The following is an 18,673-nucleotide window of genomic DNA, read 5'->3' as shown; positions in this document are numbered from 1 at the left end:
CTCCGGGATCCCGCAGCGTGAGCACTTCGAGAAGACGAGAGAAGGAAAGCAATGGAAGCCAAGGCATCTGCGCGCTACATCCGCGTGACGCCTATGAAGGCCCGGCGCGTCGTCAACCTGATTCGTGGCCAACAGGCGAATGAGGCTCTGGCGATTCTGAAGTTCGCCCCCCAGGGTGCTTCGGAACCGGTGTTCAAGGTCCTCCAGTCGGCGGTCGCCAACGCGCGCCAGCTGGCGGACCGCGACGGCCTGCCGTTCAAGGAGGAGGAGCTCGTCGTGAGCGAGGCCTTCGTCGACGAGGGTCCGACCATGAAGCGGTTCCAGCCGCGGGCCCAGGGCCGCGCCTACCGCATCAACAAGCGCACGAGCCACATCACCGTGATCGTGGCGAGCCCTGACAGCGAGGAGGTCCGCTAAGTGGGACAGAAGATCAACCCGCACGGGTTCCGGCTGGGCATCACCACCGACCACGTGTCGCACTGGTACGCGGACTCCACCAAGGAGGGCCAGCGCTACAAGGACTACGTCCGCGAGGACATCAAGATCCGCAAGCTCATGTCCACGGGCATGGAGCGGGCCGGCATCTCCAAGGTCGAGATCGAGCGGACCCGGGACCGCGTGCGCGTGGACATCCACACCGCCCGCCCCGGCATCGTCATCGGCCGCCGCGGCGCCGAGGCCGACCGCATCCGCGGCGAGCTCGAGAAGCTCACCGGCAAGCAGATCCAGCTGAACATCCTCGAGGTCAAGAACCCCGAGGTGGACGCCCAGCTGGTCGCCCAGGGTGTCGCCGAGCAGCTCGCCTCCCGCGTGGCCTTCCGCCGCGCCATGAAGAAGGCCATCCAGTCGGCGCAGCGCGCCGGCGCGAAGGGCATCCGCATCCAGTGCGCCGGCCGCCTCGGCGGCGCCGAGATGAGCCGCTCGGAGTTCTACCGCGAAGGCCGTGTGCCCCTGCACACCCTGCGCGCGAACATCGACTACGGCTTCTTCGAGGCCAAGACCACCTTCGGCCGCATCGGCGTGAAGGTCTGGATCTACAAGGGCGACCTCACCGCCAAGGAACTGGCGGCCCAGCAGGCCGCCGCTCCCTCGCGCGGCCGCGGCGGCGACCGTGACCGTCGCGGCGGTCCGGGCGAGCGTCGCGGAGGCGGCGGCGGCGACCGTCGTCGTCCCGACCGTAACGACCGTGGCGGACGCCGTGAGCGCAACGACTCCGCCGCCTCCCCGGCTCCGGCCGCGGGAGCGACCAACGCAGAGGGTGGTAAGTAAATGCTCATCCCACGTCGTGTGAAGTTCCGCAAGCAGCACCACCCGAAGCGGTCGGGCGCTGCCAAGGGCGGCACCACTGTCGCCTTCGGCGAGTGGGGCATCCAGGCGCTCACGCCGGCCTACGTGACGAACCGTCAGATCGAGGCCGCCCGTATCGCCATGACCCGCCACATCAAGCGTGGCGGCAAGGTCTGGATCAACATCTACCCGGACCGCCCCCTGACCAAGAAGCCCGCCGAGACCCGCATGGGCTCCGGCAAGGGCTCCCCCGAATGGTGGGTCGCCAACGTCAAGCCCGGGCGCGTGATGTTCGAGCTCTCCGGTGTCTCCGAAGAGGTCGCCCGCGAGGCCCTGCGCCTGGCGATCCACAAGCTCCCGATGAAGGCACGCATCGTGCGTCGCGAAGGTGGTGAATGAGAATGGCTGTTGGATCCAAGGATCTGAGCATCGAGAACCTCGCGGCCCTCGACAAGGACTCTCTGGGTGAGGCGCTGCGCAAGGCCAAGGAGGAGCTGTTCAACCTCCGCTTCCAGTCCGCAACCGGTCAGCTCGAGAACAACGGCCGCCTCAAGGCCGTCAAGCGCGACATCGCGCGCATCTACACGGTGCTGCGCGAGCGCGAGCTCGGCATCCGGCCCCAGGCGGGCTCCGCCGAGACCACCGCCGAGACCACCTCCGAGGAGGACGCCAAGTGACCGAGCAGATCAACAACGAGGCCGAGCAGGCCGACGAGCGCGGTGACCGCAAGAGCCGTCGTGGCTACGTGGTCTCCGACAAGATGGACAAGACCGTCGTGGTGCAGCTGCAGGACAACGTCAAGCACTCGCTGTACGGCAAGGTCATGCGCCGCTCCTCGAAGGTCAAGGCCCACGACGAGCAGAACGCCGCCGGCGTCGGCGACCTCGTCCTGATCTCCGAGACCCGCCCGCTGTCCGCGACCAAGCGGTGGCGGATCGTGGAGATCCTCGAGAAGGCCAAGTGACCCGAGCTCGCTAGAGCCGGCCACGGCCCCGACGGCCCGCCCCCTCCTCGAGGGGGCGGGCCGTCGCCCGTTCACCGCTCGCACGGACGGCACCCCGCCTGTGCTAGGCTGGTGAGCTTGTATGGGCGGAAATCTCTGTCCGTGCAATCCACAGCTCTTCGTGCCAGCGCATAATGACCGCGTGCAGGGCGCCCCCGTGCCACCTGGTGGCGGGTTCAGATGCTCCTGGCATGGAGGGCTGGGCCCGGTCCGGCGTGCGCGCCGGGGGAGGGCACATCATCCGACAAGCTGTTCCGCAAGGCCCGCACCGTGCTCTCGATCGGTGTTGGAACCGGCGTGACGACAGGAGTAATCAGTGATTCAGCAGGAGTCGCGACTGAAGGTCGCCGACAACACGGGTGCGAAGGAAATCCTCACCATCCGTGTTCTCGGTGGATCCGGACGTCGCTACGCAGGCATCGGCGACATCATCGTCGCCACCGTCAAGGACGCGATCCCCGGCGGGAACGTGAAGAAGGGCGACGTGGTCAAGGCCGTGATCGTCCGTACCAAGAAGGAGCGCCGTCGTCCGGACGGCTCCTACATCAAGTTCGACGAGAACGCCGCAGTGATCCTGAAGAACGACGGTGACCCCCGTGGTACCCGCATCTTCGGCCCCGTGGGCCGTGAGCTGCGCGACAAGAAGTTCATGAAGATCATCTCGCTGGCCCCGGAGGTGCTCTGACCATGGCGAAGTTCAAGATCAAGACCGGCGACCTGGTGCAGGTCATCTCCGGCAGCAGGGACAACAAGGGCAAGCAGGGCAAGGTCCTGCGCGTGATCCCCGAGACCTCCCGCGTGGTCGTGGAGGGCATCAACGTGATCACCCGCCACCGCAAGGCCTCCATGCAGGGCGAAGCCGGCGGCATCGACAAGGTCGAGGCGCCGATCCACGTGTCCAACGTGGCGCTCGTGGACCCGGAGACCAACAAGCCGACCCGCGTCGGCCACCGCACCGAGACCGTGGAGCGCGACGGACGCCAGAAGACCGTCCGCGTCCGCGTCTCCAAGAGCACCGGCAAGGACCTGTGATGACCGAAACCACCGAGATCAGCGTGTCCCCGCGCTTCAAGGACAAGTACCAGGAGACCGTCGTGCCCGCGCTGCAGGAGCAGTTCGGCTACGGCAACGTCATGGAGATCCCGCGCGTCGTCAAGGTCGTCGTGAACATGGGTGTCGGTGACGCCGCGAAGGACTCGAAGCTCATCGACGGCGCCGTCCGCGACCTCACCGCCATCACGGGCCAGAAGCCGCTCGTGACCCGGGCGAAGAAGTCCATCGCGCAGTTCAAGCTCCGCGAGGGCATGCCGATCGGCGCGCACACCACGCTGCGCGGCGACCGCATGTGGGAGTTCCTCGACCGCCTGGTGACCCTGGCCCTGCCGCGCATCCGCGACTTCCGCGGTCTGTCCGACCGCCAGTTCGACGGCAACGGCAACTACACCTTCGGCCTCACCGAGCAGTCCATGTTCCACGAGATCGACCAGGACCGCATCGACCGGGTCCGCGGCATGGACATCACGGTGGTCACCACCGCGAAGACCGACGACGAGGGCCGCGCGCTGCTGAAGGCGCTCGGCTTCCCCTTCAAGACCAACTAATCTCGCTACGTTCCAGGTCCGGCCGGGCGCCCACGGGCGCCGCCAGGTGCGGAAACCGGGACGAGGAAGGGCACGTGCCCCCAAAATGACAATGACAGATCCTGTCGCGGACATGCTGACGCGTCTGCGCAACGCCAACTCCGCCTACCACGACTCCGTGAGCATGCCGTACTCGAAGCTCAAGGCTCGCGTTGCGGACATCCTCAAGGCCGAGGGCTACATCGCGGACTACAAGGAGGAGGCGGCGGAGGTCGGCAAGACCCTCACGCTCTCCCTGAAGTTCGGCCCCAACCGGGAGCGCTCCATCGCGGGCGTCCGGCGCATCTCCAAGCCGGGCCTGCGCGTCTACGCCAAGTCCACCAACCTCCCCAAGGTCCTGGGCGGCCTGGGCATCGCCATCCTGTCCACCTCTTCCGGGCTGCTGACCGACAAGCAGGCCGCGAAGAAGGGCGTGGGCGGCGAAGTCCTCGCGTACGTCTGGTAACCCGGAACAGAAAGGAAGAGAACATGTCACGTATCGGACGTCTCCCCATCTCTGTGCCGGCCGGTGTGGAGATCAAGATCGACGGCAACGTCGTCTCCGTCAAGGGCGCCAAGGGCGAGCTGCAGCACACCGTTGCCAGCCCGATCACCGTCGCGCTCGACGACAGCACCCTCACCGTCACCCGACCCGACGACGAGCGCGAGTCCCGCTCGCTGCACGGTCTCACCCGCACCCTGATCGCCAACATGATCCAGGGCGTCACCCAGGGCTACACCAAGGGCATCGAGATCGTCGGCACCGGTTACCGCGTGCAGGCCAAGGGCCAGGACCTCGAGTTCGCCCTCGGCTACAGCCACCCGATCACCTTCAAGGCGCCGGAGGGCATCTCGTTCGCCGTCGAGGGCGTCAACAAGCTCTCGGTCAACGGCATCGACAAGCAGCAGGTCGGCGAGGTCGCCGCCAAGATCCGCAAGCTCCGCGCCCCCGAGCCCTACAAGGGCAAGGGCGTGCGGTACGCCGGCGAGCAGATCCGCCGCAAGGCCGGAAAGGCTGGTAAGTAACCATGGCTCTGAAGATCAAGGGCAAGTCCAAGGCCGCCGCCCGCAGCCGCCGCCACGTCCGGGTGCGCAAGCACCTGGCCGGCACGGCCGCGCGCCCGCGCCTGGTCGTCAACCGCTCCGCCCGCCACGTGTTCGTCCAGGTCGTCGACGACACCAAGGGTGTCACCGTCGCCTCGGCCTCCACCATGGAGGCCGACCTGCGCGGCGCCGACGCGGACAAGACCGCCAAGGCCAAGCGCGTGGGTGAGCTCGTGGCCGAGCGCGCCAAGGCCGCCGGTGTCGAGTCCGTCGTGTTCGACCGCGGCGGCAACAAGTACCACGGTCGCGTGGCGGCTGTCGCCGACGGCGCCCGTGAAGGAGGTCTGGCACTGTGAGCGAGCAGAACAACGAGAAGGAAACCCAGGTGACCGAAGCCAGCACTGCCTCCACGGAGGCGACCGGGGCCCAGCAGACCACCGAGGCCAACCGCTCCCAGGACTCCCGCGGCGACCGCGGGGGCCGCGGCGAGCGCGGCGGCCGCGGTGAGCGCGGGGGCCGTGGCGAGCGCGGCGGCCGCGGTGGCCGCGGCGGCCGCGACGAGGAGAAGGACAAGTTCCTCGAGCGCGTCGTGACCATCAACCGTGTCTCCAAGGTCGTCAAGGGTGGTCGTCGCTTCAGCTTCACCGCCCTCGTCGTCGTCGGCGACGGCAACGGCATGGTCGGCGTCGGCTACGGCAAGGCCAAGGAGGTGCCGGCGGCGATCTCGAAGGGCGTCGAGGAGGCGAAGAAGAACTTCTTCCGCGTCCCGCGCATCGAGGACCGCACGATCCCGCACCGCGTGCAGGGCGAGGCCGCCGCAGGCGTCGTCATGCTGCGCCCGGCGACCCCGGGTACCGGTGTGATCGCCGGTGGTCCGGTCCGCGCCGTGCTCGAGTGCGCCGGCATCCACGACGTGCTGTCGAAGTCCCTCGGCTCGTCGAACCAGATCAACATCGTGCACGCAACCATCGAGGCGCTCCGCCAGCTCGAGGAGCCGGCGGCCGTCGCGGCCCGTCGTGGGCTCCCGATGGACGAGGTCGTCCCCGGTCCGTTGCTGCGCTCGATCCAGAAGGCAGGTGCCTGATGTCCGGCAAGCGTATCCAGCCCGACGGCACGGAGCTGCGCATCACGCAGGTCCGGTCGGTGGTCGGCCAGAAGCAGAACATGCGCAACACCCTGCGGTCCCTCGGCCTCAAGCGGCCGGGCAACGTCGTGGTCCGCAAGGCCGACGGCGTGACCGCGGGCATGGTCAACACCGTCGCCCACCTGGTCAAGGTCGAGGAGGCCAAGTAACCATGGCAGAGAACACTGCTGAGAACACCGCTCAGAGCAACGAGAAGGTGCACGCGCTCAAGGTGCACCACCTGCGTCCGGCCCCGGGCGCGAAGACCGCCAAGACCCGCGTGGGTCGCGGTGAGGGCTCCAAGGGCAAGACCGCCGGCCGCGGCACCAAGGGCACCAGTGCCCGGTACCAGGTCAAGGCGGGCTTCGCGGGCGGGCAGCTTCCGCTGCACATGCGCCTGCCCAAGCTGCGCGGGTTCAAGAACCCGTTCCGCGTGGAGTACCAGGTCGTCAACCTGGACAAGCTCACCGAGCTCTTCCCGGAGGGCGGCGAGGTGACCGTGGAGTCGCTCGTGGCCCGCGGCGCCGTGCGCAAGAACCAGCCCGTCAAGGTCCTGGGCTCCGGCGACATCGCGGTCGCGGTCGACGTGAAGGCGCACGCCTTCTCGGGCTCCGCCGCGGAGAAGATCGCCGCCGCCGGCGGCAGCACCACCGCGCTGTGAGCGCGGGCCGCGGGGCCGGGCGCACGCCCGGCCCCGCGGCACCCACGGATCAGGCCCCGTCCACGCCAGCGTGGGCGGGGCCTGATCCGTCGGCGGGCACGAGCCCGCCCCGTCGGCGCGCGCCCCCGGTGAGTCCCGGGCGGGCCGCGTTCGCTAGACTTGCCGGAGTCGCCCGCGCCCACCGGGCGCGGGGACCCCGGACCGAGCTCCCGCACCACCACACCCCCCGCCACCGGATGCCGGTCGGACCCAGTCTCTAGGAGGACATGTGCTCAGCGCTTTCGGACGGGCGTTGCGAACCCCCGACCTGCGACGCAAGCTGGGGTTCACCCTCGCCCTCATCGTGCTCTACCGCCTGGGCACGTTCATCCCGGCGCCGGGCGTCGACTACGGCAACGTGCAGCAGTGCCTGGCCCTCGGGACCACCACGGGCGGCGTGTACGACATGGTGAACCTCTTCAGCGGCGGCGCGCTGCTGCAGCTGTCGGTCTTCGCCCTGGGCGTCATGCCCTACATCACCGCGAGCATCATCGTGCAGCTGCTGCGCGTGGTCATCCCGCGCTTCCAGGAGCTGCACGAGGAGGGGGCGCAGGGGCAGACGCAGCTGACCCAGTACACCCGCTACCTCACCATCGGCCTCGCGCTGCTCAACGCCACCACGGTGGTCTCGCTCGCCCGGTCCGGCGCCCTGCTGGGGGACTGCCCCCTGCCGATCATCCCCAACGACACCTGGCTGACCGTGCTGATCATCATCATCACGATGACCGCCGGCACGGCGATCATCATGTGGCTGGGGGAGCGGATCACGGAGAAGGGCGTGGGCAACGGCATGTCGCTGCTCATCTTCACGTCCATCGCCGCGACCTTCCCCTCCGCGCTGGGCGAGATCCTCCGCACCCGGGGCTGGGGCGTGTTCCTCTCCGTGCTGGCCGTGGGGCTCGTGGTGATCACGTGCGTGGTGTTCGTGGAGCAGTCCCAGCGCCGTGTGCCCGTGCAGTACGCCAAGCGGATGGTGGGCCGGCGCACGATCGGCGGGACCACCACCTACATCCCGCTCAAGGTCAACATGGCCGGTGTCATCCCCATCATCTTCGCGTCCTCGATGCTGATGCTCCCCGGCATGCTCGCCCAGTTCGGCATGCCGGACGACGGCACGGACATCCCCGGCTGGGTCAACTGGATCAACACCTACCTCGTCACCGGCGACCACCCCGTGTACATGGCGATGTACTTCCTGATGATCGTGTTCTTCACGTACTTCTACGTGTCGATCACCTTCAACCCGGAGGAGGTCTCCAACAACATGAAGCGCTACGGCGGCTTCATCCCGGGGATCCGCGCGGGCCGGCCCACCGAGAAGTACCTCGCCTACGTGCTCAGCCGGATCACGTTCCCGGGCGCCCTCTACCTGGGCATCGTGTCCATGATCCCCCTCGTGGCGCTCGTGCTGATCGACGCGAACCAGAACTTCCCCTTCGGCGGTCCGTCGCTGCTGATCATGGTGGGCGTGGGCCTGGACACGGTGAAGCAGATCGAGGCCCAGCTGCAGCAGCGCAACTACGAGGGCCTGCTGCGCTGACCCCACCCCGCCGTCCCCCGCCGGGGACGGCGGGCACGCCCCGGTAGACTGTGACCGCAGCCACCACCGACCGCAAGGAGACTTCATGACCCGCATGCTCATCATCGGACCCCCCGGCGCAGGCAAGGGCACGCAGGCCGTGCGCATCTCGGAGCGGCTCGGCATCCCGGCGATCTCCACCGGTGACATCTTCCGGGCCAACATCAAGGGCCGGACCCCTCTGGGGCAGGAGGCCAAGAGCTACATCGACGCCGGCGACCTCGTCCCGGACTCCGTGACCAACCGGATGGTCCGCGACCGCCTCGCCGAGACGGACACCGCCGACGGCTTCCTGCTCGACGGCTACCCGCGCAACGCCGCGCAGGTGGACGAGCTCGACGCCATCCTCGACGAGCTGGGGCAGGAGCTCGACGTGGTGCTGAAGCTGACCGCCGACCGCGACGAGCTCGTCCAGCGGCTCCTCGGGCGGGCCCAGAAGGAGGGGCGCACCGACGACACGGAGGCGGTCATCCGGCACCGCCTCGACGTGTACGACGCCGAGACCGCCGTGGTCGTCGACGTCTACGACCGGCGCGGCATCGTCCGCGAGGTCGACGGGCTCGGGACCGTCGACGAGGTCTCCCAGCGGATCATGACAGCGCTGTCCTGACGCACCGTCCCGCACCGCGCACGCCGTGACACCCCCGGACACCCCCGGGGGTCTCACGTTTAACCCACGACAGCCGCGAGCTCCCCGACCGGGGGAGCGGCTCGGAAGGAAGACCGCATGTTCGGCCGCCGCCGGATCGAGTACAAGACCCACGCCCAGCTGCGCACCATGCAGCGCGCCGGGGTGGTGACCTCCCGCGCCCTCGACGCCGCCGTGGCGGCCGCCGTGCCCGGCGTGACCACCGCGTCCCTCGACGACGTCTTCCGTTCCGTCCTCGACGCGCACGGGGCGAGCTCCAACTTCCTCGGCTACTTCGGCTACCCCGCCGCGGTGTGCGTGTCCGTCAACGAGGTGGTCGTCCACGGCATCCCGGGGGACCAGGTGCTGCAGGAGGGGGACATCCTCTCCGTGGACGGCGGGGCCGTGGTCGAGGGCTGGCACGGGGACTCCGCGCGCACCGTGCTCCTGGGCCGCCCGGACCCCGCGGACGCCGAGCTCTCCGACGTCACCCGCAACGCCATGTGGCACGGCATCGCGGCGGCGGCCACCGGCACGCACGTCGGCGACATCGGCGCGGCCGTGGAGGACTACGTGCGCAAGGCCTCCGGGCACCGCTTCGGGATCCTCGAGGAGTACGTGGGACACGGCATCGGGTCCAAGATGCACATGGCCCCCGACGTGCTCAACTTCCGCAGCACCGACCGCGGGCCCCGCCTGCGCGCCGGCATGGCACTGGCCATCGAGCCGATGCTCGTGCGCGGCGGGATCGGCACCCGCGTGCTCGACGACGAGTGGACCGTGGTCACCACCGACGGCGCCCGCTCCAGCCAGTGGGAGCACTCCGTGGCCCTGCACGCCGACGGCGTCTGGGTGCTCACCGCCGAGGACGGCGGGGCCTCCGAGCTCGAGCCTCTCGGCGTGCGCCCCGTCCCGATCCCGGAGGACCTGCCGTGACCGGCCGGCCCTCCACCACCCCGGACCCGCGACACCGCGAGGAGAACACCGTGGCCCAGCAGCCGCAGCAGAGCACCACCAGCACACCCGTCGAGCTCACCGTGAAGCCCCGGCCCGGTCAGCTGACCTTCGCCGCGCCGCGGCGCGGCAAGCCCCCGCGCCACCTCGCCGACTTCGACATGGCGGGCCGCCGGGAGTTCCTCGCCGAGCTGGGGCACCAGCCCTTCCGGGCGGGCCAGCTCTCCCGCCACTACTTCGACCGGTTCGCCACGGCCCCCGAGGACATGACCGATCTGCCCGCGGCGGGCCGGGAGGAGCTCGTCTCCCAGGCCCTGCCGACGCTGCTGACCACCGTGCGCAGCCTCGAGGCCGACCAGGGGGACACCGTCAAGAACGTGCACCGGTGCTTCGACGGCGCCACCGTGGAGTCCGTGCTCATGCGCTACACCCACCGGGTGACCATGTGCATCTCCTCCCAGGCCGGCTGCGGGATGAACTGCCCCTTCTGCGCGACCGGCCAGGCGGGCCTGACCCGCAACCTCTCCACCGCGGAGATGGTCGAACAGGTCGTGCAGGGCGCGCGGATGCTGCGCGGCGGCAGGGTCGGCCGGGCCGAGCAGGAGCCGCTGCGCATCTCCAACATCGTGTTCATGGGCATGGGGGAGGCCCTCGCCAACTACAAGGCCTCGATCGGGGCGATCCACCGCCTCATCGACCCCTCCCCGGAGGGCCTCGGCATCTCGGCCCGCGGCATCACCATGTCCACGGTGGGCCTGGTGCCCGGGATCCGGAAGTTCACGCAGGAGAAGCTGCCGGTCACCCTGGCGCTGTCCCTGCACGCCCCGGACGACGAGCTGCGCGACGAGCTCATCCCGATCAACACCCGCTGGAAGGTCGACGAGGCCCTCGACGCCGCCTACGACTACTACCAGGCCACCGGCCGGCGGGTCTCGATCGAGTACGCCCTGATCCGCGACATCAACGACCACGGGTGGCGGGCCGACCTCCTCGGCGAGAAGCTCAACGCCCGCGGCGGGGGGTGGGTGCACGTGAACCCCATCCCGCTCAACCCGACCCCCGGCTCCAAGTGGACCGCGTCCCGGCCCGGCGTGGAGCAGAACTTCGTGGAGCGGCTCCGGGCCCACGGCATCCCCACCACCGTGCGGGACACCCGCGGCTCCGACATCGACGGGGCCTGCGGGCAGCTCGCCGCGACCGTCTGAGCGCCGTCGTCCCCGGCACCGTTCTCCGGCACCGTTCCCCGGGGGCGCCTCCCGCGTTGCGGGAGGCGCCCCCGATCCCGTAGAGTGTCCTGTTGGTTGTCTGTGCTCCAGCGATTCCGCACACTTCGGACCACGCCGACCCTCACCGTGCACCACGAACGGTGATGGTGCGCGCGTACAGGTCCGCTGCGGCGTTTAACGACGATGTACACCCGAAACCCTGCTCGCCGCCCCGGCGGGGGGCACCTGAAGTTAGCGGAGGATATGGCCAAGAAAGACGGAGTCATCGAGATCGAAGGCACTGTGGTCGAGGCTCTGCCCAACGCGATGTTCCGCGTTGAGCTGAACAACGGTCACCTGGTCCTCGCCCACATCTCCGGGAAGATGCGACAGCACTACATCCGGATCCTCCCCGAGGACCGCGTGGTGGTGGAGCTGAGCCCGTACGACCTCACCCGCGGTCGTATCGTCTACCGCTACAAGTAGGACCGGCGGCCGTCCGGGCCGCACACCACTCGAGAGAACGACGCGAAGGAATGCGATGAAGGTCCAACCGAGCGTGAAGCCGATCTGCGACAAGTGCAAGGTGATCCGCCGCAACGGGCGGGTCATGGTGATCTGCGAGAACCCGCGCCACAAACAGCGTCAGGGCTGACCCGCCCCGAGCTGCCCACGCAAGTGGATCCACAAAGGCACCGCTCCCGACCGGAGAGATCCAGGCGGGCGCCCCCGGTACAGAGGCCGGGGACCGGAGGGGACATGACGTCCCCGACCGGACAGCGATGCTCCAGACCTCTGGAACACCACAAGGAGAACCGCCGATATGGCTCGTCTCGCAGGCGTCGACCTCCCCCGCGAAAAGCGGCTGGAAATTGCGCTCACCTACATCTACGGCGTGGGTCGCACCCGCGCGCTCGCCACCCTGGACGCCACCGGCATCTCGGGCGACCTGCGCGTGCGCGAACTCACCGATGCCCAGCTCGTGGAGCTGCGCGACTACATCGAGGACAACTACAAGGTCGAGGGTGACCTCCGCCGCGAGGTGGCCGCCGACATCCGCCGCAAGGTCGAGATCGGCAGCTACCAGGGCATCCGGCACCGCCGCGGCCTGCCCGTGCACGGTCAGCGCACCAAGACCAACGCCCGCACCCGCAAGGGTCCGAAGCGCACGGTCGCCGGCAAGAAGAAGTAGCCCGCTGCCGCTCGTGCGCCAGGACCCCGCGGTCCCCCGAGCGGCCCACCACCACTCTTCCCGAATTTTGTAGGAGATCTCCATGCCCCCGAAGACTCGCGCAGCGGCTGCCCGCAAGCCCCGCCGCAAGGACAAGAAGAACGTCACCCAGGGCCAGGCCCACATCAAGTCGACGTTCAACAACACCATCGTCACCATCACCGACCCCTCCGGCGCCGTCCTCTCCTGGTCGTCCGCCGGCGAGATGGGTTTCAAGGGCTCTCGCAAGTCCACCCCCTTCGCGGCCCAGATGGCCGCCGAGGCCGCCGCGAAGCGCGCGCAGGAGCACGGCATGCGCAAGGTCGACGTGTTCGTCAAGGGCCCCGGCTCCGGGCGCGAGACCGCCATCCGCTCCCTGCAGGCCACCGGCCTCGAGGTCGGCTCCATCTCGGACGTCACCCCGAGCGCGCACAACGGTTGCCGCCCGCCGAAGCGCCGCCGCGTCTGATGTGAGCACGCCCACCGGGACCCTGCGGGGTCCCGGTGCGCATGCCGACAACGGACCGGGCACCGGTCCGCACCCATCAACTGTTTTCCACCATTTGCGCGCGTCATATAGCGGATGCCCGCTGAAAGGAAACATCAGTGCTCATCGCACAGCGCCCCACCCTCTCTGAAGAGGTCGTGGCCGACAACCGGTCCCGCTTCGTGATCGAACCGCTCGAGCCCGGCTTCGGCTACACCCTCGGCAACTCCCTCCGCCGCACCCTCCTGTCCTCGATCCCCGGTGCCGCCGTGACCAGCATCCGGCTCGACGGGGTGCTCCACGAGTTCTCCACCGTGGAGGGCGTGAAGGAGGACGTCTCCGAGGTCATTCTCAACATCAAGAAGCTCGCCGTCTCCTCGGAGCAGGACGAGCCCGTCGTCGCCTACCTGCGCAAGCAGGGCCCCGGCGTCGTCACCGCCGCGGACATCACGGCCCCGGCCGGTGTGGAGATCCACAACCCGGACCTGCACATCGCGACCCTCAACGCGAAGGGCCAGCTCGAGCTCGAGCTGACCATCGAGCGCGGGCGCGGGTACGTCTCCGCCGCCCAGAACAAGGCCGGGGACGCGGAGATCGGCCGCATCCCGGTCGACTCGATCTACTCGCCCGTCCTGAAGGTGACCTTCCGCGTGGAGGCCACCCGTGTGGAGCAGCGCACCGACTTCGACAAGCTGGTCCTGGACGTGGAGACCAAGGAGGCCATCACCCCGCGTGACGCCGTGGCCTCCGCCGGCACCACCCTGGTCGAGCTGTTCGGTCTCGCCCGGGAGCTCAACACGGCCGCCGAGGGCATCGAGATCGGGCCCTCGCCGACGGACGCCGCGATGGCCGCCGACATGGCGCTGCCCATCGAGGACCTCGAGCTCACCGTGCGGTCCTACAACTGCCTCAAGCGCGAGGGCATCCACACCGTGGGTGAGCTCGTGGGCCGTTCCGAGGCGGACCTGATGGACATCCGCAACTTCGGCGCCAAGTCGATCGACGAGGTCAAGGCCAAGCTCGTCGACCTCGGGCTGTCCCTCAAGGACTCGCCCCCCGGTTTCGACCTCGCCGCTCGCGCCGCCGCGATCGACGACGAGAACCCGTTCGACGACGACGACCACTAGTCCTTCCCGCTGACGTCCCGACGGGTGCCCGCCCGGGCCGGGACACACTTCCAGGAGATCAACAACCATGCCTACTCCCACCAAGGGACCCCGCCTCGGAGGCGGACCCGCGCACGAGCGCCTGATGCTGGCGAACCTGTCGCAGCAGCTGTTCGAGCACAAGCGCATCACCACCACCGTGACCAAGGCGAAGCGGATGCGTCCCTACGCCGAGCGCCTGATCACCTTCGCCAAGCGCGGTGACCTGGCCGCCCGCCGTCGCGTGCTGGCGCAGCTGACCGACAAGTCCGTGGTGCACGAGCTGTTCACCACCATCGCCTCGGCGATGGAGGACCGCAACGGCGGCTACACCCGCATCACCAAGATCGGCAACCGCAAGGGCGACAACGCCCCCATGGCGGTCATCGAGCTCGTGATGGAGCCCGTCGCGACCAAGGCCACCGTGGCCGAGGCCGAGCGCGCCACCGAGAAGGCCGCCCCGGCCCCCGCCGCCCCGGTCGACACCCCGGCGGACTCCACCGCCGGTGAGGTCGCCGCCGAGGAGATCCCCGCCGACGAGCAGGCCCCCGAGGTCGGCTCCGAGCAGGCCGCCGAGGTCGCCGCCGAGAACTCCGACGCCGAGTTCCCCGGTTCGCGCGCCCCGCTCGAGTCCGGCGAGGCCCCCGAGGGCTTCGAGGTCAAGGGCAACAAGAACTCGATGAAGTACCACGTGCCCGGCTCGCGCTGGTACGCGGGCACCACCGCCGAGATCTGGTTCGACTCGCCGGCCAACGCCGAGGCCGCCGGCTTCCAGCCGGCCGGCGGCGCCGCCGCGCAGAAGCTGCGCTGACCGGACGACGCACGGACGGACACCGCGACGCCGCCGGGGACCTGGTCCCCGGCGGCGTCGTCGTGCCCGCCGCACCCCCCCCACCACCCCCTCCCAGGAGCTGACCATGAGCCCGTCCGATTCCCCCGTGCGCGTGCGGATCGACCTGGCCTACGACGGCGCGCCGTTCGCCGGGTGGGCCCGTCAGCCGGGCCTGCCCACCGTGCAGGGGGCCGTGGAGGACGCCCTCGCCGTGCTGGTCCGCCGGGACGTGCGGGTCGCGGTGGCCGGCCGGACGGACACCGGGGTGCACGCCCGCGGCCAGGTGGCGCACCTGGACCTGGCCCCCGCGGAGTGGACCGGTCTCGCCCGCGGCCGGGACGAGGACCCGGGACGGGCGCTCGAACGCCGCCTCACCGGGGCCCTGGCCCACGTCCTGGGCCGCGGCCGCCGCGCGCAGGGCCTGCCCGAGTGCCCGGGCGCGGTGGTGGTCCGCCGCGCGGGCGCCGCCCCCGCCGGCTTCGATGCCCGCTTCTCCGCCGTCTCCCGCCGCTACAGCTACCGGATCGACGACGGCGCGGCGGGCCGGGACCCGCTGACCCGGCACCTGACGTGGTGGTCGAAGGACGTGCTCGACGTCCCTGTCATGGCCCGGGCGGCGCAGGAGCTGGTGGGGCTGCACGACTTCCTGTCCTTCTGCCGCCCCCGGGAGGGCGCCACGACGGTGCGGGAGGTCCTGGACGTGTCCGTCGAGCGGGACCGGGACGGGCTCGTGCTGCTGGGCATCGAGGCGGACGCCTTCTGCCACCACATGGTCCGCTCGGTCGTGGGCGCGGCCGCCCGCGTGGGCGCGGGCCGCGAGGACCCCGACTGGCTCGGCCGCCGGCTCGCGGAGCGGGTCCGGGACGCCAAGGCGCTGATGGCCCCGCCGCACGCCCTCGTGCTCGAGGAGGTGCGCTATCCCGGGGACGCCGCCCTGGGGGAGCGGGCCGAGCGCACCCGGGCGCGGCGCGCCCCGCTCGGCGACCCCGCCCGCGAGGAGCTCCGAGGAGATCCCCGCGACGCTCCCGGGACGCCCCGGCGCGGCGGAGCGTGAGCCGCCGCGGGCCCGGGCGCCCGCGGGGAGATTGACCGCCGCACCCTCCGGGTGTATGGCCCGAGTGGTCTTTGGCCGCTCCATCCGGTACCGTGGGGTGCTGTTGTGCGTGTCCCGCCTCGGTTCACGTGTACCCGGATCCGCTGTCCCGTTGCAGGACGCCTGGCGGTCCGGTGCACCGGGGTCTCGGGCACCGGATGCAGCTCGGCCCTCACCCGAGCCCCGGACGGCACACCGAGAAACGGCGTGATCCCAACTAGCGCCACCGAGATAACCCGAACGAAGGCAAACTAACGTGCGTACGTACACCCCGAAGCCCGGTGACATCCAGCGCCAGTGGCACGTCATCGATGCCACCGACGTCGTCCTGGGTCGCCTTGCCAGCCAGACCGCAACGCTGCTGCGCGGAAAGCACAAGCCGACCTTTGCTCCCCACGTGGACGCCGGTGATTTCGTCATCATCATCAACGCCGAGAAGGTGGCCCTGACCGGCTCCAAGCTCGAGAAGAAGCGGGCCTACCGCCACTCCGGCTACCCGGGCGGGCTCAAGTCCAGCTCCTACGCCGAGCTGCTGGAGAAGCACCCGGTCCGCGCCGTGGAGAAGGCCATCCGTGGCATGCTCCCGAAGAACAAGCTGGCCGCCCAGCAGATGTCCAAGCTCAAGGTCTACGCCGGCCCGGAGCACCCCCACGGTGCCCAGCAGCCGCAGACCTTCGAGTTCACCCAGGTCGCCCAGTAACCGGGCCTACGACAGAAACGAGCGAGGAAAATCGTGGCTCAGAATACTGAAGAGCAGAACATCGTGGACGGCGAGGAGCAGCTGAGCAGCTACACCTCCGAGTCCTCCCCCGCGGAGGAGACCGAGGCCGCCGCCGAGCGCCCGGCCCTCACCGTCTCCGGCCAGGCCGTCGGCCGCCGCAAGGAGGCCGTCGCCCGCGTGCGCGTCGTCCCCGGCTCCGGCCAGTGGACCGTCAACGGCCGCACCCTGGAGAACTACTTCCCGAACAAGCTGCACCAGCAGGAGGTCAACGACCCCTTCAAGGTGCTGGAGCTCGAGGGCGCCTACGACGTCATCGCCCGCATCCACGGCGGTGGCCCCTCCGGCCAGGCCGGTGCCCTGCGCCACGGCGTGGCGCGTGCCCTGAACGAGATCGACCTCGAGAACAACCGCCCGACCCTCAAGAAGGCCGGCTTCCTGACCCGCGACCCGCGCGTCATCGAGCGCAAGAAGGCCGGTCTCAAGAAGGCCCGCAAGGCTCCGCAGTACTCGAAGCGCTGATCGGAGGGCCTCCCGGCCCGCCCCAGCGTCACGGACCCCGTCCGACCCGGTGCACACCGGTGTCGGACGGGGTCCCTTCGTTTCTGCCCGCCTGCCGGTGTCCGGGCCGCGGGGAACGTAGGATGGGGGCGATGTCTAGATTATTCGGAACGGACGGCGTGCGCGGGCTCGCGAACGACCTCCTCACAGCCAACATGACCCTGGACCTGGCCCAGGCCGCCGCGATCGTGCTCGGCCACGGCCACGCACGCGAGGGGCGGCGCCCCACGGCGGTCGTCGCCCGGGACGGGCGGGCCAGCGGGGAGTTCCTCAGCGCCGCCGTGACCGCGGGTCTCGCCGGCTCGGGCGTGGACGTCCACGACGCCGGGGTCCTGCCGACCCCCGCGCTGGCCTACCTGGTGGCGGACCTCGACGCCGACTTCGGCGTGATGATCTCCGCCTCGCACAACCCGGCCCCCGACAACGGGATCAAGTTCCTGGCCCACGGCGGGCGGAAGCTCCCGGACCGGGTGGAGGACGAGATCCAGCAGGTCTTCGAGTCCGGCGACTTCCGGCGCCCCACCGGCGCCGGGGTCGGGCGCATCCACCTGCTCACGGACGCCGAGGACCGCTACGTCCTGCACCTGGTGGGGGCCATCCCGCACCGGCTCGAGGGGATGCGCGTGGTCCTGGACTGCGCCAACGGCGCCGCCAGCGGGGTCTCGCCGGACGCCTTCCGCGGCGCGGGCGCCGAGGTGCACGTCATCGGCGCGGAGCCCGACGGCCTGAACATCAACGACGGCTGCGGCTCGACCCACCTGGAGCCCCTCCAGCGGGCCGTCGTCGAGCTCGGGGCCGACCTCGGGATCGCCCACGACGGCGACGCCGACCGCTGCCTCGCCGTGGACGCCACCGGCCGCGAGGTCGACGGGGACCAGATCATGGCGATCCTCGCCCTGGCGCTCAAGGACGCGGGCCGGCTCGTCGAGGACACGCTCGTGGCCACCGTGATGAGCAACCTCGGCCTCAAGCTGGCCCTGCGGGACGCGGGCATCGACGTGCGGGAGACCGCCGTGGGGGACCGCTACGTCCTCGAGACGATGACCGAGCACGGGTACAACCTGGGCGGCGAGCAGTCCGGCCACGTGATCATGTCCGACTACGCCACCACCGGCGACGGGCTGCTGACCGGGCTGATGCTGGCCTCGCGCGTGGCCCAGACCCGCGCACCGCTCGCGGAGCTGGCCCGCGTGATGACGCGGCTGCCGCAGGTGCTGCTCAACGTGCGCGGGGTGGACCGCACCGCGGTGGGCTCCAACCCCGGGGTGCAGGCGGCCGTCGCGGAGGTCGAGCAGCGCCTCGGCGAGACGGGCCGCGTGCTGCTGCGCCCCTCGGGGACCGAGCCGGTGGTCCGCGTGATGGTCGAGGCGGCCTCCGAGGAGATCGCCCGGGCCGAGACGGAGTTCCTCGCGTCCGTCGTGGAGCGCGAGCTGGCCCTCACCGTCTGAGCCGGTCCCGCCGGGCGCCGGAGGCCCGCACCGTGCG

At 70.2% G+C, this 18,673-nt stretch carries 28 protein-coding genes; all 28 read left to right on the top strand.

Features of this window, described 5'->3' with window-relative positions; all coding sequences use genetic code 11:
* Window positions 1–51 precede the first annotated feature (51 nt).
* The 28 genes from rplV (at window position 52) to glmM (ending at window position 18,636) form a co-directional block, all read left to right on the top strand.
* On the top strand, window positions 52–417 hold the full coding sequence (gene rplV / locus ACZ2G1_RS06455; RefSeq protein ID WP_017833301.1) for a 50S ribosomal protein L22: 366 nt from the start codon (window positions 52–54) through the stop codon (window positions 415–417).
* Window positions 418–1,269: a 30S ribosomal protein S3 gene (gene rpsC, locus ACZ2G1_RS06450; RefSeq protein ID WP_017833302.1), complete on the top strand. Its 852-nt coding sequence runs from the start codon at window positions 418–420 to the stop codon at window positions 1,267–1,269. It begins immediately after the preceding gene.
* Complete coding sequence (gene rplP / locus ACZ2G1_RS06445; protein ID WP_017833303.1) at window positions 1,270–1,686, top strand: 50S ribosomal protein L16; 417 nt, start codon at window positions 1,270–1,272, stop codon at window positions 1,684–1,686. It abuts the gene before it with no gap.
* Window positions 1,687–1,688: 2 nt separating this feature from the next.
* Window positions 1,689–1,964: a 50S ribosomal protein L29 gene (gene rpmC / locus ACZ2G1_RS06440; protein ID WP_017833304.1), complete on the top strand. Its 276-nt coding sequence runs from the start codon at window positions 1,689–1,691 to the stop codon at window positions 1,962–1,964.
* Window positions 1,961–2,251 (top strand): 30S ribosomal protein S17, encoded by a 291-nt coding sequence (gene rpsQ / locus ACZ2G1_RS06435; protein ID WP_017833305.1) that lies wholly within the window; start codon window positions 1,961–1,963, stop codon window positions 2,249–2,251. Before rpmC ends, rpsQ begins: the two co-directional genes overlap by 4 nt.
* Before the next feature lie 355 nt (window positions 2,252–2,606).
* Window positions 2,607–2,975 carry a 50S ribosomal protein L14 gene (rplN, locus tag ACZ2G1_RS06430; protein WP_017833306.1) on the top strand — a complete coding sequence of 123 codons (369 nt, stop codon included), beginning with the start codon at window positions 2,607–2,609 and terminating at the stop codon, window positions 2,973–2,975.
* 2 nt (window positions 2,976–2,977) lie between these two features.
* Window positions 2,978–3,322, top strand: coding sequence for a 50S ribosomal protein L24 (gene rplX, locus ACZ2G1_RS06425; protein WP_017833307.1), 345 nt, complete (start codon window positions 2,978–2,980; stop codon window positions 3,320–3,322).
* Window positions 3,322–3,891: a 50S ribosomal protein L5 gene (gene rplE / locus ACZ2G1_RS06420; RefSeq protein WP_017833308.1), complete on the top strand. Its 570-nt coding sequence runs from the start codon at window positions 3,322–3,324 to the stop codon at window positions 3,889–3,891. Before rplX ends, rplE begins: the two co-directional genes overlap by 1 nt.
* Before the next feature lie 85 nt (window positions 3,892–3,976).
* Window positions 3,977–4,375 (top strand): 30S ribosomal protein S8, encoded by a 399-nt coding sequence (rpsH, locus tag ACZ2G1_RS06415; RefSeq protein ID WP_017833309.1) that lies wholly within the window; start codon window positions 3,977–3,979, stop codon window positions 4,373–4,375.
* Window positions 4,376–4,398: 23 nt separating this feature from the next.
* Window positions 4,399–4,935: a 50S ribosomal protein L6 gene (gene rplF / locus ACZ2G1_RS06410; protein WP_031282950.1), complete on the top strand. Its 537-nt coding sequence runs from the start codon at window positions 4,399–4,401 to the stop codon at window positions 4,933–4,935.
* Window positions 4,936–4,937: 2 nt separating this feature from the next.
* Window positions 4,938–5,309 (top strand): 50S ribosomal protein L18, encoded by a 372-nt coding sequence (gene rplR, locus ACZ2G1_RS06405; RefSeq protein WP_017833311.1) that lies wholly within the window; start codon window positions 4,938–4,940, stop codon window positions 5,307–5,309.
* Window positions 5,306–6,037, top strand: a complete 732-nt coding sequence (gene rpsE, locus ACZ2G1_RS06400; RefSeq protein ID WP_017833312.1) for a 30S ribosomal protein S5 — start codon at window positions 5,306–5,308, stop codon at window positions 6,035–6,037. Before rplR ends, rpsE begins: the two co-directional genes overlap by 4 nt.
* Entirely contained in the window at window positions 6,037–6,246 is a 210-nt protein-coding gene (gene rpmD / locus ACZ2G1_RS06395) for a 50S ribosomal protein L30 (RefSeq protein WP_017833313.1), read from the top strand. The genes rpsE and rpmD overlap by 1 nt, the downstream gene beginning before the upstream one ends.
* Window positions 6,247–6,248: 2 nt before the next feature.
* Entirely contained in the window at window positions 6,249–6,737 is a 489-nt protein-coding gene (gene rplO, locus ACZ2G1_RS06390) for a 50S ribosomal protein L15 (protein WP_017833314.1), read from the top strand.
* 268 nt (window positions 6,738–7,005) lie between these two features.
* Window positions 7,006–8,316, top strand: a complete 1,311-nt coding sequence (gene secY, locus ACZ2G1_RS06385) for a preprotein translocase subunit SecY (protein ID WP_031282952.1) — start codon at window positions 7,006–7,008, stop codon at window positions 8,314–8,316.
* Between the two features lie 85 nt (window positions 8,317–8,401).
* Window positions 8,402–8,965, top strand: coding sequence for an adenylate kinase (locus ACZ2G1_RS06380; RefSeq protein WP_017833316.1), 564 nt, complete (start codon window positions 8,402–8,404; stop codon window positions 8,963–8,965).
* A 117-nt stretch (window positions 8,966–9,082) separates the two neighbouring features.
* The gene (gene map, locus ACZ2G1_RS06375) at window positions 9,083–9,919 is read left to right on the top strand and encodes a type I methionyl aminopeptidase (protein WP_017833317.1); all 837 of its coding nucleotides are present in this window, start codon (window positions 9,083–9,085) and stop codon (window positions 9,917–9,919) included.
* 50 nt (window positions 9,920–9,969) lie between these two features.
* Window positions 9,970–11,142: a dual-specificity RNA methyltransferase RlmN gene (rlmN, locus tag ACZ2G1_RS06370; protein WP_031282953.1), complete on the top strand. Its 1,173-nt coding sequence runs from the start codon at window positions 9,970–9,972 to the stop codon at window positions 11,140–11,142.
* A gap of 264 nt (window positions 11,143–11,406) precedes the next feature.
* A complete protein-coding gene (gene infA / locus ACZ2G1_RS06365) occupies window positions 11,407–11,628 on the top strand; it encodes a translation initiation factor IF-1 (protein WP_017833319.1) in 222 nt (73 codons plus the stop codon).
* Between the two features lie 55 nt (window positions 11,629–11,683).
* Window positions 11,684–11,797: a 50S ribosomal protein L36 gene (gene rpmJ, locus ACZ2G1_RS06360; protein ID WP_017833320.1), complete on the top strand. Its 114-nt coding sequence runs from the start codon at window positions 11,684–11,686 to the stop codon at window positions 11,795–11,797.
* A gap of 168 nt (window positions 11,798–11,965) precedes the next feature.
* Window positions 11,966–12,334: a 30S ribosomal protein S13 gene (gene rpsM, locus ACZ2G1_RS06355; RefSeq protein WP_017833321.1), complete on the top strand. Its 369-nt coding sequence runs from the start codon at window positions 11,966–11,968 to the stop codon at window positions 12,332–12,334.
* Between the two features lie 82 nt (window positions 12,335–12,416).
* Window positions 12,417–12,821, top strand: coding sequence for a 30S ribosomal protein S11 (rpsK, locus tag ACZ2G1_RS06350; protein WP_017833322.1), 405 nt, complete (start codon window positions 12,417–12,419; stop codon window positions 12,819–12,821).
* A 137-nt stretch (window positions 12,822–12,958) separates the two neighbouring features.
* Entirely contained in the window at window positions 12,959–13,966 is a 1,008-nt protein-coding gene (locus ACZ2G1_RS06345; protein ID WP_017833323.1) for a DNA-directed RNA polymerase subunit alpha, read from the top strand.
* Between the two features lie 67 nt (window positions 13,967–14,033).
* Window positions 14,034–14,795, top strand: coding sequence for a 50S ribosomal protein L17, sunset domain variant (gene rplQ, locus ACZ2G1_RS06340; RefSeq protein WP_031282955.1), 762 nt, complete (start codon window positions 14,034–14,036; stop codon window positions 14,793–14,795).
* Between the two features lie 106 nt (window positions 14,796–14,901).
* On the top strand, window positions 14,902–15,870 hold the full coding sequence (locus ACZ2G1_RS06335; protein ID WP_470377589.1) for a tRNA pseudouridine synthase A: 969 nt from the start codon (window positions 14,902–14,904) through the stop codon (window positions 15,868–15,870).
* A 295-nt stretch (window positions 15,871–16,165) separates the two neighbouring features.
* On the top strand, window positions 16,166–16,609 hold the full coding sequence (gene rplM, locus ACZ2G1_RS06330) for a 50S ribosomal protein L13 (RefSeq protein WP_017833326.1): 444 nt from the start codon (window positions 16,166–16,168) through the stop codon (window positions 16,607–16,609).
* A gap of 33 nt (window positions 16,610–16,642) precedes the next feature.
* Window positions 16,643–17,149, top strand: a complete 507-nt coding sequence (gene rpsI / locus ACZ2G1_RS06325; protein ID WP_031282957.1) for a 30S ribosomal protein S9 — start codon at window positions 16,643–16,645, stop codon at window positions 17,147–17,149.
* 131 nt (window positions 17,150–17,280) lie between these two features.
* Complete coding sequence (gene glmM / locus ACZ2G1_RS06320) at window positions 17,281–18,636, top strand: phosphoglucosamine mutase (protein ID WP_031282958.1); 1,356 nt, start codon at window positions 17,281–17,283, stop codon at window positions 18,634–18,636.
* Window positions 18,637–18,673: the final 37 nt, after the last annotated feature.

This window comes from Kocuria sp. KKT182 (assembly GCF_055635395.1).
Note: the sequence above shows the minus strand (reverse complement) of the source record. Positions and strands in the feature narration are given on the sequence as shown.